Raw genomic sequence first — 13,941 nt, 5'->3', positions numbered from 1 at the left:
GTCGCAGCAAAGTCGCTGGGCGCCGCGCCGCCGCAATTCACAAACTAAATTTATTAATTCATTTACAATAACTTACGCGACTTTCCCGAGCCTTGACACCCGAAAGTGCAAAAATTATGGTGCCGCCGGCTTTTGGGGAAATTCTGCTCTCAGGCCTTGCGGACAGAGGGCGGGTTCTCCATGAGCAAAGACGGAACGGACAGGCGGAATGAAGGCGCAGGCGAACAGCCCGCGACGGAAGCCGATCTTGCCGGCCGCATGAAGCGCCTCAGCGCGAAGCTCGACGCCGTTCATGAGGCGGAGGCGCGTAAAACGGCTGCGGAAACGGCGAGACAGGCGGCGAGCGGCGCCTCGTCCATGGGGCGGGCGTTTCGTCTCTCCGCCGAGTTCATCGCCGGCGTCGCCGCCGGCGGGCTCATTGGCTGGTCGATAGACCGCGTCTTGGGCGCGTCCCCATGGGGGCTGATTGTATTTCTGATGCTGGGCTTCTTGACCGGCGTCTACAACGTTATGCGCGCAACCGGGCAACTGCAGGTTCCGTCAGATAAAAAAGACGGCGCCGGGCAATAAAAACCGATTGTGTGAACCGCACGGTCTGGCGCTTGTGACCTGGATAGGCTAACGAGCGCTGACCGATTGACAATGTGAACGGACCGTGGGGCGTTTTTGGCCTGACGGGGCGTTGCGAGGCGACAGGAAGGGGACCTGACGGGCCATGGCTGATCCGATCCATCAGTTCCAGATCAAGAATATCGTGACGCTTGGCCACGCCGGCGCCCATGAGATCGCTGTGACCAATTCGGCGATTTACATGTGGGTCGCCGTCGCTCTGACCGCTATCCTGATGATCGGCGGCATCGGTCGCGCCGCCGTCGTGCCCGGCCGCATGCAGTCTATCGTCGAAAGTCTGTACGAATTTGTGGCGACAACGGTGCGAAATAGCGCCGGAACGGAAGGGATGAAATTTTTCCCCTTCGTGTTCTCGCTGTTCATGTTCGTGCTGGTTCTCAACATGCTCGGCATGCTGCCGTACGGCTTCACCGTCACCAGCCACATCATCGTCACCTTCTGCCTTGCGGCTCTGGTGATCGGCACCGTCATCATTTACGGCTTCTACCGTCACGGTTTTGGCTTCCTCAGGCTGTTCGTGCCGTCGGGCGTGCCGGGCTGGCTGCTGCCGCTGCTGGTGGCTGTTGAGATTGTCTCGTTCGTGTCGCGCCCGATCAGCCTGTCCGTGCGTCTTTTCGCCAACATGCTGGCCGGCCACATCGCCCTGAAGATCTTCGCCGGTTTCGTGGTGACCCTGCTGACGGCCGGCGCGTGGGCGGTGCTGTCGCCGCTGCCGCTGGCGCTGGCCATCGCGCTGACCGCCCTCGAGTTCCTTGTCGCGGCGCTGCAAGCCTATGTGTTCGCCACCCTGACAACGATCTACCTCAACGATGCGCTCCATCCGGGCCATCATTGATCCCAGCCTCTCCAACTTTTTCGACCAGGAGTTTTCAAATGGATCCCGTTGCAGCCAAGTACATCGGCGCTGGTCTCGCTTGCTTCGGCATGGCAGGCGCTGCTCTCGCCCTCGGTAACCTGTTCGGCCAGTTCCTGTCGGGCGCGCTGCGCAATCCGTCGGCCGCCGCCGGCCAGCAGGGCACCCTGCTCCTCGGCTTCGCTCTGACGGAAGCTCTGGGCATCTTTTCGCTGCTGATCGCGCTGCTGCTGCTGTTCGCGGTCTGATTGACGCATCGGGAATGGTCGTCCGGCGTCCATTCCCGGGCCAGTCTACCTGGCGCGTTGGAGCCAATGCGCCGTCCGGAGCCACCGGGCGGCGACGGCGCCAGGCGTTGGACAGGCTGGAGGTTCCCATGCGGGCGGCGACGCCCGGCGCGGAGGCTCTGGCCAATATACGGACAGGATTTCGGCCAAGACGCCCTGGCGAACAGGACGCCCTGGCGACAAGGCGATCCTGAGCCGACGAAGCAATCCCGCCTGTGCGGGCAGCGAACCAGCCGGTTCCGCCTGAGGATTAGGTCGCATGGCTAGCCCTACCCATTCCGCCTCGACGGCAGTGGCCAATGAGGTCCACGGCGCGATCGCATTTCCGCCCTTCGAAAGCGCGACGTTCGCGTCGCAGATTTTCTGGGTGCTGATCTCCTTCGCCGTGCTCTACTTCCTGATGTCCCGCATCGCCTTGCCGCGCATTGCCAGGGTGCTTGACGAGCGTCACAACAAGATTACCGGTGATCTGGCCGAAGCGCAGAGGCTGCGCGCCGAATCAGAGGAAGCCGTTACGGCTTATGAAAAGGCCCTCGCCGACGCCCGCGCCAACGCGCAGGCCATCGCCCATCAGGCCCGCGAGGAAATGGCCGCGGAGTTCGAAGCCCGCCGCAAGGCGCTTGAAGCCGATCTGAACCAGAAGATTGCTTCCGCCGAAGAGACCATTCGCGTCAACGCCGCCGCCGCCATGGCCAATGTGCGCGACATCGCTGCGGAAGCCGCCGCGACCATCGTCGAGCGTCTGACCGGCGCCGCTCCGGCTCGCGCGGAAGTCGACGCCGCCCTGGACCGCGCGGCGGTCTGACCCCCGATGGCCGAAGGGCGCCATCGCCCTTCGCCTGAAGCGGGTTTCAACATTTACCGGAATTCGGGCGCTCGCAGCCGATCAGCTGGGCGGGCGCTTTTCAGGAGTAAAAGCGATGTGGAATACGCCCGAATTCTGGGTCGCCGTCGCGTTCTTCGTCCTCCTCGGCATTGCGGCGTGGATGGGTGGCTTCAAGACCATCGGCAACCTGCTCGACAAGCGCGGCCAGCGGATCGCCACCGAGCTTGAGGAAGCCCGTCGCCTGTCGGCCGAAGCCCGCGCCCTGCGCGACGAATACGTCGCCAAGCGTCAGGCCGCCGAGAAGGAAGCCGAAGCGATCGTCGCCGCGGCCCGTGAGGAAGCCACGCGCGTCGCCCAGGAGGCGCACAACCGCCTCGCCGAGTTCGTGGCCGGCCGCACCGCCGCCGCCGAGGCCAAGATTTCCCAGGCCGAGGCCCAGGCGACCGCCGAGGTTCGCGCCGCCGCCGCCAACGCCGGCCTGCAAGCCGCCGAGGTTATCCTGCGTGACCGCACGCAGGGCGAGGCAGCCGACGCGCTGGTTCGCAACGGCGTCAACCAGATTCGCGGCGCTTTCACGCACTGACGCGCTGGCGTTATCGCGGACGGCGCCCACTTTACCTGAGCAGAAAGCATCAGGTTAAGGAGACCCGGCCGTTAACGGCAAGCCGCCCCCCGGGGCGGCTTTTCTTGTTTCGGGGACCAGTTTCGGGAAGGCAGTCAGTTTCGGCGGCAGGTCGCGGGAATCCATGAAATGAATGCCAGCCGGCAAGCGCCGCTGGCGGCTTTCCCACAGGAGCGGGCTCAACCTGGAGAGGCTCTGGACACGAATGGGCTTTGACGAGCGGAAGCGCGCGCCAACCGAAACCAGCGCCCGGAGCCCCTCCGCACAATCTTCCCAACCATGATATGCGCCACCTATCAGGCGACGACGCCCCGTCCCTGTTCAGGCCGCTGCGAATTGGCCGCCGCCCCTGCGGCAGCGTCGGCCCCGGGCGCAATGAAGTCCGTCAGCGACAACACCTCCGCTAACAACGGAAGCAGCAGCCAGTCTGGCAAGGACCGATGGTGGCGGGGGATCAAACAATGCGTGACGATTACAGGAGCCGTCGACAGGACAGGCGCGGCATGGCCCCAACGCGCGAAGCCTGTTCAGCCCGCCAAATTGCAGCGCCTGCCAGCCTTTTGTACCTGCGCGAAATGTCACAGAAAAACATGCGCCAACGCCAAGGCGCACCCCATGCATCAGACACATGGGGCATCGGCAAAAAAGGACAGTGTCCCTGTCGCAATTCACTTGCGAGGAATCAGAAAAACCCATATAGAGACTTTGCAGCAGCGATGCTGCAGCCCTCCTTGGGCGTTTCCTCCCTAGACTTTATGGCCGCGTCCCTGACGCGGCCTTTTTTTTGGCTTTTTTGCGCCAGGCGCAAACCAGATGGCGTAGCTTCAAAACCAGAAGACCATTCCATCGGGATACTGCGTCGTACCTGATTCATACGATCACGTTCCGACGCGCGCAACATGTTATTTTTGGCGCCAGATGTTTTTTGGACGTTTTTCGATGCCCGCTTTGCGACATTGGGAAAACTGTCCATTGCCTGACCTGGCAGCCTGTCAACGGGCTCGCCATCGTCCGCCCGGCCGGCTTCATCCCTTTGACGGTGTCCCCTTCACACCTTTGCCGGACCTTGCATCTTCGGACCGTCCCCCCACGACGTCCTGTTTGAGCGCGGGCGCCGGCAGGGCTATGCTGACGCCGTCCAGGGATGGGCAGGACGCCCTGTTTTCTGGAAGCTGATCGGAATGGCAGGTCAACCGGGTATCGAAAAACAGATGACGATCCTCAACATCTCTCTGGCCACGGCTGTCCTGCGGTGTCTGGCCCGCAAACCTGCCGCCACGACCCTGGCAGCCTGCGCCCTTTCCGCCGCCGCCCTGTCCCCAGCGCACGCCACCCCTCCTGAACCACCCAGTTTTTTCAGCTTCTCCCGACAGGCTGGGGTCATGCCTGAACCCCGTCTTGGCGCCGCGCCGGATGTGGTGAAGGCTTTCGGCCTTGACCGTTCGCCGGATCTCTTCCGCCAGCGACCGCCGACGCCCGACCTGCCGCGCCTCACCAGCTATGACGCCCCTGGCGCGTTTCCGCGCAGGCCCTACATTCCGGATTTGTGGGGCGCCGAGCCCTGCCCGGAGCGCGGCCCCGGCTTTTACCGCGTCAAGGGAACCGCCGCCTGCATTCATGTGGGCGGGCGCGTTGGCGCCGGCGTGCAGATCGGCGGCAAGGGCCAGTCAGGCGCCTTTACCTATGGCCGCATTCAGGCGGACGTGGTGACGCCCACCGAAATCGGCGACCTCACGGTTTCCATGGGCGTGCAGGGCGTGATGTCGACGCAAAACGTCGGCCCGGTCTATGTGGGGCCACGCACCCGCATCATTCCCTAAAACGAGGCCGCCAGGGCCGCCGCCCCCGCCGCCCCGGAGAGATAACCCCGGAGTGGAAGGCCATTGTCGACGCCGTGAAGAGGGCCGTCGCCTCCTGTTTGGGCGCCGGAGCGTTTTCGTATGGACCGGCTCAGGAACGCCAGGGCAACGAAAAACCGCCGTCCGGCGTCCGGGCGGCGGTTTTTCGGGAATCATGGCGGCTGCGCCAGCCATGGGCCGGCGCCCCGGAGAGCGGGCCGGCTCAGGCGGCCGGCTGTTGCGCCACCCAGCCGTCGCGCAGCTCGCGCTTCAGGATCTTGCCAATGGCGCTGCGCGGCAGGGCGTCCGTCACCACCACGTCGGCGATGCGCTGCACCTTGCCCAGCCGCTCGTTGGCCCAGGCGCGGATGTCGGCGCCCTGCACACTTTTGCCCGGCGCGGCCACCACGAAGGCCACCGGCGTCTCGCCCCAGGCGTCCGACGGCACGCCGACCACGGCCACGTCGTTCAGGTCCGGGTGGGTATGCAGCAGCGCCTCGATATCACTGGGATAGACGTTGAAACCGCCAGTGATGATCATGTCCTTCTTGCGGTCCATCAGCGTCAGGAAGCCGTCTTCGTCGAACCGGCCCACGTCGCCGGTGCGGATGAAGCGGCGGCCGTCCGGGTGGATCCACTCGGTTTCGCGCGTCTTGCCCGGCTGGTTGTGATATTCATTCATCACCGCTGTGGGCGAATGGCCGACGATCTCGCCGATCTCGCCCGGCGCCACTTCATTGCCGTTCTCATCAAGCAGCAGAATGGTGTGTCCCTCGTTGGGGCGACCAACCGTGTGCAGCTTGTCCGGGAACAGGTGCGCGGCCAGCGAGCAGCCGCCGCCGCCTTCGGTCATGCCGTAGAATTCAACCAGACCGCCGGGCCAGCGCTTCAGCACATCGGCCTTGATGTCGGCGTGGAACGGCGCGCTGGTGCAGAACTTCATCACGAACGACGACAGGTCGAAGCTGTCGAAATCAGGCAGCGCCATGATGCGCTTGTACTGCACCGGCACCAGCATGGCGTGGGTGACGCGCTCGCGCTGCGCCAGCTCCAGCAGGCCGTGCGCGTCGAATTTCTCCATCAGCACCACGGTTCCGCCCAGCGTCAGGGTCGGCAGGAAGCTTACCAGCGTGGTGTTGGAATAGAGCGGCGTGGAGACGATGGTGATGGCGTCCGGGCCATAACCGAAAATGGCGCCGCGCTGCACATGGGCCCAGCGCATGCGGTGCGACTGGACGATGCCCTTGGGCAGGCCGGTGGTGCCGGACGAATAGATGATGTTGAACGGAGCCGATGGCGGAATGTCCACCGGCGCCGGCCGCGCCCCTTCCGGCGCCAGCCACGACGACCAGGGCTGGCCTGGAGCCGCGTCGTCCAGCGCGACCAGCTGGCCGCCGAACCAGTCGAACGGACCGAGCTGTTCGGTGATCGGCGTGTCGACGAAGAAGATTTTGGCGCCTGAGTCGGCGACCATGCCCTGCAGCTGCTCGCGGGTGGAGGACGGCGCCAGCGGCGTCACCACCACGCCGGCGCGCAGGGCGCCAAGGAATGTCACCGCATAGGGAATCGACGACATGGCGCAGACGGCGATGCGGTCACCCACCGTCAGGCCGGCCTGTTGCAGGGTGGCGGCGACGCGATCGATCTCGGCGTCGAACTGCGCGTAGGTCAGGCTGCGGTCCTTGTGAACCACCGCCCGGGCTTCCGGACGTTCCTGCGCATGCGCCCTGACCAGATCGGTAATCAGGCTGAAATCGCGCGCCAGCAATTCGGCTGACTGGCCTGTCATCGGTTTCTCTCCCTTTCAGGGCAATGCCGGTGCGCTCACCGGGATTGCGCCGGAATTTTCGTCGCGACGGCTGTTACCGTCGCCGGCCACCGGAATGGCGGCCAGCCCCACTGGCGCGCCCATGGCGGCGCCAATGTGGCGCAATACGCCGCGTCATGAAAGCGCCGCACGGGCAAAACCCCGCGTATCACCGCTGCTTACCGACAGGGCGCGCCGTCAGGCAACCGGCTGTGGCCGCGTCCAGCGCAGGACAGGCTGGCGCGCGGCGCGGGTCTCGTCCAGCCGCCGCAGCGGCGCATGGCGCGGCGCGCCGGTGAAACGCCCGGCGTCGCCCCGCTTCGCCGCCATCGCCAGATCGCGCATCGCCGCGATGAACAGGTCGAGCGAAACCTTCGATTCCGATTCCGTCGGCTCGATCAGCATCGCCCCGTGCACGACAAGCGGGAAATACACTGTCATCGGGTGGAAACCCTCATCGATCAGCGCCTTGGCGATGTCCAGGGTCGTCAGTCCCGTGTCCTTCAGCCAGGCGTCATCGAACAGCGCCTCGTGCATGCACGGCCGGTCACCGAAGGGCGCCGTCAGCAGATCGGCCAGCGAAGCGCGTACATAATTGGCGCTGAGCACCGCGTCCTCCGACGCCTGGCGCAGCCCATCGCCGCCATGCGACAGCATGAACGACAGCGCCCGCACATACATGCCCATCTGGCCATGGAATGCGGTCAGGCGGCCAAACGCCTGCGCCGCCTCCCCCTCTCCCGCCTGCTCCACCAACGAAAGCTGGCCATCAGCGCCCTTGCGAACAAACGGAACCGGCGCGAATGGAGCCAGCCGCTCCGACAGCACCACCGGCCCCGCTCCGGGTCCGCCGCCGCCGTGGGGCGTGGAGAAGGTCTTGTGCAGATTGATGTGCATGGCGTCGACGCCCAGATCGCCGGGTCGCACCTTGCCGACGATGGCGTTGAAATTGGCGCCGTCGCAATAAAAGTAGCCGCCCGCCGCGTGCAGCGCCGCCGCGATCTCAACAATCTGCGGCTCGAACAGGCCGCAGGTATTGGGGTTGGTCAGCATGATGGCGGCGACGTCCGGCCCCAACAGGCCGACGACATCATCCAGATGCACGGCGCCGTCGTCGCGCGCCGGCACGGACTTCACCCTGAACCCCAGCAGCGCGGCGGTGGCCGGATTGGTGCCATGGGCGGATTCGGGAACCAGCACCACATTGCGCGTTTCCCCCTCGCCCCGCGCCGCGATGGCGGCCTTGATCGCCATCAGCCCGAGCAGTTCGCCATGGGCGCCCGCCTTGGGCGACAGCGCCACCGCCGGCATGCCGGTCAGCGTCAGCAGCCAGTGCGCCAGCTGGTCCATCACCGCCAGCGCGCCCTGCACCGTGGCGACCGGTTGCAACGGATGCACGTCGGCGAAGCCGGGCAGCCGCGCCATCCGCTCATTGAGGCGCGGATTGTGTTTCATGGTGCACGAGCCCAGCGGGAACATGCCGGTGTCGATGCCGTAGTTCTTCTGCGACAGGCGTACGAAATGGCGCATGGTCTCCGGCTCGGACAGCGCCGGCAAATCGACCGGCGCGGCCGCCTCCAGTGCGCCGAGCCGCGCGGTGAAGGGCGCCGGCTCATCCAGATCGACGCCGCAGCGTTCGGTCGAGCCGATCTCGAACAGCAGCGGCTCGATCTGTTGCAGGGCGCGATTGCCGGTAAATGTGCGATGCTCCGCCGCGCTGGCGGCGACCGGCGCGGCGTCGCCCGTAATGGTGGGACGTCCCTGACGGTTCAGCATGCGGCAATCTCCCCAAGGACGGCGGCAAGCGCATCGACGAAGGCAGTGCGGTCTTCGTCCGTGTTCACTTCCGTGCTGGCGACCAGCAGCAGGTCGTCAAGTCCTGCGCCTGGCAGCAGGCGCGAAACCGGGACGCCGCCAAGCACGCCGCGCGCCGCAAGCCGCTCCACCACGTCCGCCGCGTCGCGCCCCGCCAGCCTCACTGTGAATTCGTTGAAGAAGCTGTGGTTCAGCACCGTCACGCCTGGCAGCGCCGCCAGCCTGTCGGCCAGCGCCACGGCGTTGGCGTGATTGATGCGGGCGAGCTGGCGCAGGCCATGGCCGCCAAGCAGCGTCATGTGAATGGTAAAGGCCAGGCAACACAGTCCTGAATTGGTGCAGATGTTCGAGGTCGCCTTGTCGCGGCGGATATGCTGCTCGCGCGCCGACAGGGTCAGCACGAAACCACGCCGGCCGTCCGCGTCCACCGTCTCGCCGCACAGGCGCCCCGGCATCTGGCGCACGAACTTCGACCGGGCGGCGAACAGGCCCACATAGGGTCCGCCGAAGTTCAGCGCATTGCCGATCGACTGACCCTCGGCGACGACGATATCGGCGCCCTGCGCGCCCGGCGACGTCAGCAGGCCGAACGACACCGCCTCGGTGACGACGGCGACCAGCAGCGCCCCCGCCCGGCGCGCCGCTTCGGCGATCGGCGCCAGGTCGCGCAGGTTGCCGAACACGTCCGGGCTCTGCACCACCACGCACGACGTGTCCGGGCCAATCTGGCTGATGATGTCCTCGCTGGCGGCGACGTCCGGCGGCAGGCTGCTGATGCTGTCGCCCGCAAAACCGCAGACGGTGCGCGTGACCTCCGCATAATGCGGATGCAGGCCGCCCGAAAGCACCGCCCGCTTGCGCCGGGTGATGCGCTGCGCCATCAGCACCGCCTCGGCGCAGGCGGTGGAGCCGTCATACATGGAGGCATTGGCCACCTCCATGCCGGTCAGCGCCGCTGCCTGGGTCTGGAACTCGAACAGATATTGCAGTGTGCCCTGGGCGATTTCCGGCTGGTAGGGCGTGTAGCTGGTCAGGAACTCCGATCGCTGGATCAGGTGATCAACGGTCGCCGGCACATGATGGCGATACGCCCCGGCGCCGAGAAAAAATGGAACCGAACCGGCGCTGACGTTACGCGCGGCGAGCCGGCCGAGCTCACGCTCCACCGCCATCTCGCCCTTGCGGCGCGGCAAATCTGGCGCCTGATCGCGCAGACATTCCGGCGGCGCGTCGGCGAACAGCGCGTCAACCGCGCTGACGCCGATGCGCTCCAGCATGATCGCCCGATCCGCCCCGGATAACGGCAGATATCGCATCATCAGTCCTTTCCGGCCCGACCCATGACCCTGTTCCGGTTCGCGTCCTGGCTGTCAGCCCAGGGTCGCCACATATTGCCGGTAGGCGCCTTCATCCATCAGATCGCCGAGCTCGGCGGCGTCGGCGACGCGCAACTTCAGGAACCAGCCGCGGCCGGTCGGATCTTCATTCACCACCGCCGGTTCGCCTTCGATGGCGGCGTTGACCTCGATCACCTCGCCGCCCACCGGCGCGTAGATTTCGCTGGCGGCCTTGACGCTTTCCACAACCGCCGCCTCGTCACCCTTGCCGAAACTGCGCCCAACCTCGGGCAATTCGACAAATACGATGTCGCCAAGCTGCTGCTGGGCGTAATCGGTAATGCCGACGACGCCGATATCGCCCGTGACCTGGATATATTCGTGATCCTTCGTGTAGCGCGTGTCCGCCATGCTGCTGCTCCCTCAGGCATTGTTCCCCGCCAGCATTTCCCCAAGGCCGTCCGCGCCCGGAAATGCTGGCGTCCGATGTAGCGCCAGACCGGGGCGGCTCAGGCCCCGCCCCCGAAAATCATGTCCTGTCGTGTTCAGGCCAAACTGACGCAGCCTCGCGTCAGGAGAATGAAGCTGCGGGGCGCGTGGCGGCGCCCCCATCACCGCCGGTAACGGTGCGGGGTGAATGGCATCGGCGTCACCGCCGCCGGCACGCGCCGCCCGCGCAGCGCCACCTGCACCCGCGCGCCGGGCTTCGCGAACTCGCTCACCACATAGCCCATGGCCACCGGCGCCCCGACGCTGGGGCCGAAACCGCCAGAAGTCACCTCGCCGACCAGCTCGCCCGCTTCGTCAAAAATCTGCGCGCCCTCGCGCACCGGCGCCCGCCCCTCCGGCAGCAGCCCCACGCGCCTGCGCAGCGGACCACCGGCGATCTCCTCCGTGATGCGGATGGCGCCGGGAAAATCCATGTCGATGCGGCGGCGCTTGGCGATCGACCAGGTCAGCGCCGCCTCGACTGGCGAGGTTTCCTGATTGATATCGTGGCCGTAAAGGCAAAGCCCCGCCTCCAGGCGCAGCGAATCGCGCGCGCCCAGCCCGGCGGGCTTCACCTGCGGCGCCGTCAGCAGCAGGTCCCACAGGGCGCCGGCGTCATCATTGGCGACGGAAATCTCGAAACCGTCCTCACCAGTGTAACCGGAGCGGCTGACGCGGACGTCGATGCCGGCGACCTGCGTCGCCGTCACGTCCATGAAGCGCAGCTCCACGGCGTCTGGCGCGAAACGGGCCATGACTTCCGCCGCCAGCGGCCCCTGCAGGGCCAGCAGCGCCCGCTCCTCTGTCTCCAGGGTCACGTCGCCGGGCATGGCGCTGGCGATATGCAGCCAGTCCTGTTCCTTGCAGGCGGCGTTGACCACGAGGAACAGCCTGCCGGCCGCCATGGGATCGGCGGGCCGCGCCACCATCAGGTCGTCGCGAATGCCGCCCTGGGCGTTGAGCAGCAACGCATAACGCTGCTGGCCAGGCGCCAGGCCGAGAATGTCGGCGGGAACCAGCGCCTCCAGGGCGCGCGCCGTGGTTTCGTGGTCCGGCCCCGCCAGCCATGCCTGCCCCATGTGCGAGACGTCGAACAGGCCGGCCGCGGCGCGCACGTGCAGGTGCTCGGCGATGATGCCGTCGGGATACTGGATTGGCAGGGCGTAGCCGGCGAACGGCGCCATGCGCGCGCCCAGCGCCTGGTGGCGCAGATGCAATGGCGTGCGCCGCAGCGGCGCCGCGCCTGTGGAAAGCGGCTGTGTGGATTCCGGATTTTCGGGTGACGCCGACGTCATGTGTATCAGGCTCCTTGCGGACAACAGGGCGCGGCTCCGCCAGCGACGGACCCATTGCGCCCCCTCTGTCCCCGAACCTGAGAGATTTCCCCCCGCCGGACGCCGCGTGGCTTGACGCCGCGTGGCTTGCCGACGATCTGCGCCGGCGGCCGCGTTCTTGCGACGCGTGGACCGGCGCGGGTTACGCCCTTCGGTGGGATGGCGAACCATCCGCTTTCCAGATCGCCAGCTCCCGCGCGGTCCTTTTGCCTGAGCGTTTCCGGGGCGGTTGCGCCTTCGGCGTCGGGCCAGAACCGGATCTGCGGCGCGAAACCAGCGATCCCGTCCCTCCGATCTCTCCCGCGGGGATCATCGGCTGCCAGAAGGGTGCGACGCCAGCTGGCCGCCTGTCAATCGCCTGCGGGCGCCCCCCTGCCCAAAGCGTGATCGCGGGGGCCAAAAAAAAGTCGCTCCAACCGGTTGGCCAGAGCGACTTTCATGGTGAAGCGCGGCTTTCGGATCGCGGCCCAGGCCGGCAAACCTGCGCCAGCCTGAACAGCGCTGCATTACGCCGGGCGCGCCTTCGCGGTTACCGCCTGCGCTTGCCGTGGTTACCGCCTGCGCTTGCGCGCCTTCGGGGCGGCGCCGCCGAAACCAACCTCGATCAGCACATTGTTGGTGTTCTCGGGCAACTGGATGCCCTGCTCCACCAGCGTCCCCATGGCGTTGGCCTCGCCCGCCGGAATGGCGATCGACACCTGGCGGGTCACGCGCGACAGCACAGCGTCGCCCTGGCGCACCTGTATGGTCACCGGCGATGAAAAGCGGCCGGGCCGGCCAGCGGGGCCAAGCAGGGCCCGAACGTCCACGCCGACATTGACCGAGAGGCGGCCATCCTGGGCGCGCTGGCACTCCCGCGCCAGATTGGCGATCGTGAGCTGATACGACAGCCCCGCGCCTTCGCCGCGCCGCACCGTGGCGCCGTCCTCCAGCACGTCGACGCGCGGACAGAAAATCGGCTCACCCGAGTCGTCCACAAATACGCCAGGGCGCAGACCATCCCGCGATGATTCGCTGGCAAACGGATTGACGCCCAGAAGATCCTTGACCATATCCGCCCGCGCGGGCGAAGCGCCAGCAACAGCGGCCAGGCCGATCGTCGCCGCCAGGGCGCCCAACCAGCGCCGGCGCGCTGGCGCGCCAGCGACCGTGGTTCCCGCTGCTTTATCCCCCGCAGTAGTCATGCCACCCCTCATTTCAGGGCTTCCAGCCCCTTGTCCAGACCACCCAGCGTCACCGGAACGCCAATCCCCTCTTCCGGCGTCTGGAAGACGACGAACGTGCCGATCTTGCCCGCCTTGAGGCGGTTGACAAGATTGTCGTCCATCACGACCTCCGCCACGCAACCGGTGGGCAGGCAGCGCACAAAGCCCGCGCGCCCTACGTCGCTCTGGTCGATCTTGAGGCCGAGCCCCGCCGGCAGCAGCACCCCCAAGGGCGCCAGCACGCGCAGCAGCCGGCCCTTGCCGTCAGCCGTGTTGAGGACGATCACCAGCAACGTCACATTAGGCCGGTCGGATGCGGCCACGTTCTGCACCAGGGCGCACTGGTCGGCGCTGGCGCCCGCCGGCTTCTCACAGCGCAACTGCCAGTCGCCAAAACTCTGCTTGACCACGCCCTGGGCCTGAACCGGCCCGGTCCCGGCGGCCAGCGCCGCCACGGTCGCGATCACCATGGCCGCGCGGGTGAAAAGCGCCCGTCCGGCCCGGCCAGGAGTCGCGCGCAGCAGGCCCATGTTTCTTCTGCCGACGAAGGCGTCCGTCATGTTCAACCTCTCGTTCCGCCGCCAGTATGGTTTACGGATCTGGAATTGCTGGCGGAAGCATCGCACACCTGCGACGCATCGGCATGCAGCAATTTCAGATCCGCAAACCACGCCAGCCCCGATAACTTGCTGGTGTGGTTCAGTTTCCGGCGCACGCGCCGCCGCCAGGGCGACCATCAGGCGGCTTCCGGCAACGGCTGCTGGCGTTTGGGCCACGCCCGCAAGGCCCTGTCAAGAAAAAGCCGGGAAGAAGCCGGGACGGGACGTTGCCGCCCCTTCCAGGTGACGCCCGCGCAGTCTGGAACTATTCTTGTGCACAAATGCCGCACAGGGGGCAG

At 66.5% G+C, this 13,941-nt stretch carries 14 protein-coding genes and 1 riboswitch; of the genes, 6 read left to right on the top strand and 8 right to left on the bottom strand.

Features of this window, described 5'->3' with window-relative positions:
• Positions 1 to 180: 180 nt before the first annotated feature.
• The 5 genes from EV666_RS02065 to EV666_RS02045 all read left to right on the top strand — a co-directional run bounded on the left by EV666_RS02065 (position 181) and on the right by EV666_RS02045 (position 3,179).
• The gene (locus EV666_RS02065; RefSeq protein ID WP_132002213.1) at positions 181 to 570 is read left to right on the top strand and encodes an AtpZ/AtpI family protein; all 390 of its coding nucleotides are present in this window, start codon (positions 181 to 183) and stop codon (positions 568 to 570) included.
• A gap of 145 nt (positions 571 to 715) precedes the next feature.
• Complete coding sequence (locus tag EV666_RS02060) at positions 716 to 1,465, top strand: F0F1 ATP synthase subunit A (protein WP_132002210.1); 750 nt, start codon at positions 716 to 718, stop codon at positions 1,463 to 1,465.
• Between the two features lie 38 nt (positions 1,466 to 1,503).
• Positions 1,504 to 1,731: a F0F1 ATP synthase subunit C gene (locus EV666_RS02055; RefSeq protein ID WP_132002207.1), complete on the top strand. Its 228-nt coding sequence runs from the start codon at positions 1,504 to 1,506 to the stop codon at positions 1,729 to 1,731.
• A 298-nt stretch (positions 1,732 to 2,029) separates the two neighbouring features.
• Positions 2,030 to 2,575, top strand: coding sequence for a F0F1 ATP synthase subunit B family protein (locus EV666_RS02050; protein ID WP_132002204.1), 546 nt, complete (start codon positions 2,030 to 2,032; stop codon positions 2,573 to 2,575).
• A 115-nt stretch (positions 2,576 to 2,690) separates the two neighbouring features.
• Positions 2,691 to 3,179, top strand: coding sequence for a F0F1 ATP synthase subunit B family protein (locus EV666_RS02045; RefSeq protein WP_132002201.1), 489 nt, complete (start codon positions 2,691 to 2,693; stop codon positions 3,177 to 3,179).
• A 721-nt stretch (positions 3,180 to 3,900) separates the two neighbouring features.
• Here EV666_RS02045 and EV666_RS02040 read toward each other — a convergent pair.
• Positions 3,901 to 4,191 (bottom strand): hypothetical protein, encoded by a 291-nt coding sequence (locus EV666_RS02040; RefSeq protein ID WP_132002198.1) that lies wholly within the window; start codon positions 4,189 to 4,191, stop codon positions 3,901 to 3,903.
• A 409-nt stretch (positions 4,192 to 4,600) separates the two neighbouring features.
• On the opposite strand from EV666_RS02040, the gene EV666_RS02035 reads away from it, so the two are divergent.
• Complete coding sequence (locus EV666_RS02035) at positions 4,601 to 5,038, top strand: hypothetical protein (RefSeq protein WP_132002195.1); 438 nt, start codon at positions 4,601 to 4,603, stop codon at positions 5,036 to 5,038.
• Positions 5,039 to 5,279: 241 nt separating this feature from the next.
• On the opposite strand, the gene EV666_RS02030 is transcribed toward EV666_RS02035, so the two are convergent.
• The 7 genes from EV666_RS02030 to EV666_RS02000 form a co-directional block, all read right to left on the bottom strand.
• The gene (locus tag EV666_RS02030) at positions 5,280 to 6,845 is read right to left on the bottom strand and encodes a class I adenylate-forming enzyme family protein (RefSeq protein WP_132002192.1); all 1,566 of its coding nucleotides are present in this window, start codon (positions 6,843 to 6,845) and stop codon (positions 5,280 to 5,282) included.
• Positions 6,846 to 7,061: 216 nt separating this feature from the next.
• Positions 7,062 to 8,639 carry an aminomethyl-transferring glycine dehydrogenase subunit GcvPB gene (gene gcvPB, locus EV666_RS02025; protein ID WP_132002189.1) on the bottom strand — a complete coding sequence of 526 codons (1,578 nt, stop codon included), beginning with the start codon at positions 8,637 to 8,639 and terminating at the stop codon, positions 7,062 to 7,064.
• Positions 8,633 to 9,994 (bottom strand): aminomethyl-transferring glycine dehydrogenase subunit GcvPA, encoded by a 1,362-nt coding sequence (gene gcvPA, locus EV666_RS02020; RefSeq protein WP_132002814.1) that lies wholly within the window; start codon positions 9,992 to 9,994, stop codon positions 8,633 to 8,635. Before gcvPA ends, gcvPB begins: the two co-directional genes overlap by 7 nt.
• A gap of 54 nt (positions 9,995 to 10,048) precedes the next feature.
• Positions 10,049 to 10,426 carry a glycine cleavage system protein GcvH gene (gene gcvH, locus EV666_RS02015; RefSeq protein WP_132002186.1) on the bottom strand — a complete coding sequence of 126 codons (378 nt, stop codon included), beginning with the start codon at positions 10,424 to 10,426 and terminating at the stop codon, positions 10,049 to 10,051.
• Between the two features lie 200 nt (positions 10,427 to 10,626).
• On the bottom strand, positions 10,627 to 11,799 hold the full coding sequence (gcvT, locus tag EV666_RS02010; RefSeq protein WP_132002183.1) for a glycine cleavage system aminomethyltransferase GcvT: 1,173 nt from the start codon (positions 11,797 to 11,799) through the stop codon (positions 10,627 to 10,629).
• A gap of 227 nt (positions 11,800 to 12,026) precedes the next feature.
• Positions 12,027 to 12,151: riboswitch (glycine riboswitch) on the bottom strand.
• Positions 12,152 to 12,389: 238 nt separating this feature from the next.
• The gene (locus tag EV666_RS02005; RefSeq protein ID WP_132002180.1) at positions 12,390 to 13,022 is read right to left on the bottom strand and encodes a hypothetical protein; all 633 of its coding nucleotides are present in this window, start codon (positions 13,020 to 13,022) and stop codon (positions 12,390 to 12,392) included.
• An 8-nt stretch (positions 13,023 to 13,030) separates the two neighbouring features.
• The gene (locus tag EV666_RS02000) at positions 13,031 to 13,603 is read right to left on the bottom strand and encodes an invasion associated locus B family protein (protein WP_376886005.1); all 573 of its coding nucleotides are present in this window, start codon (positions 13,601 to 13,603) and stop codon (positions 13,031 to 13,033) included.
• Positions 13,604 to 13,941 lie beyond the last annotated feature (338 nt).

This window comes from Camelimonas lactis, assembly GCF_004342915.1.
GTDB lineage: Bacteria > Pseudomonadota > Alphaproteobacteria > Rhizobiales > Beijerinckiaceae > Camelimonas > Camelimonas lactis.
This window is presented reverse-complemented; position numbering and strand designations above follow the sequence as displayed.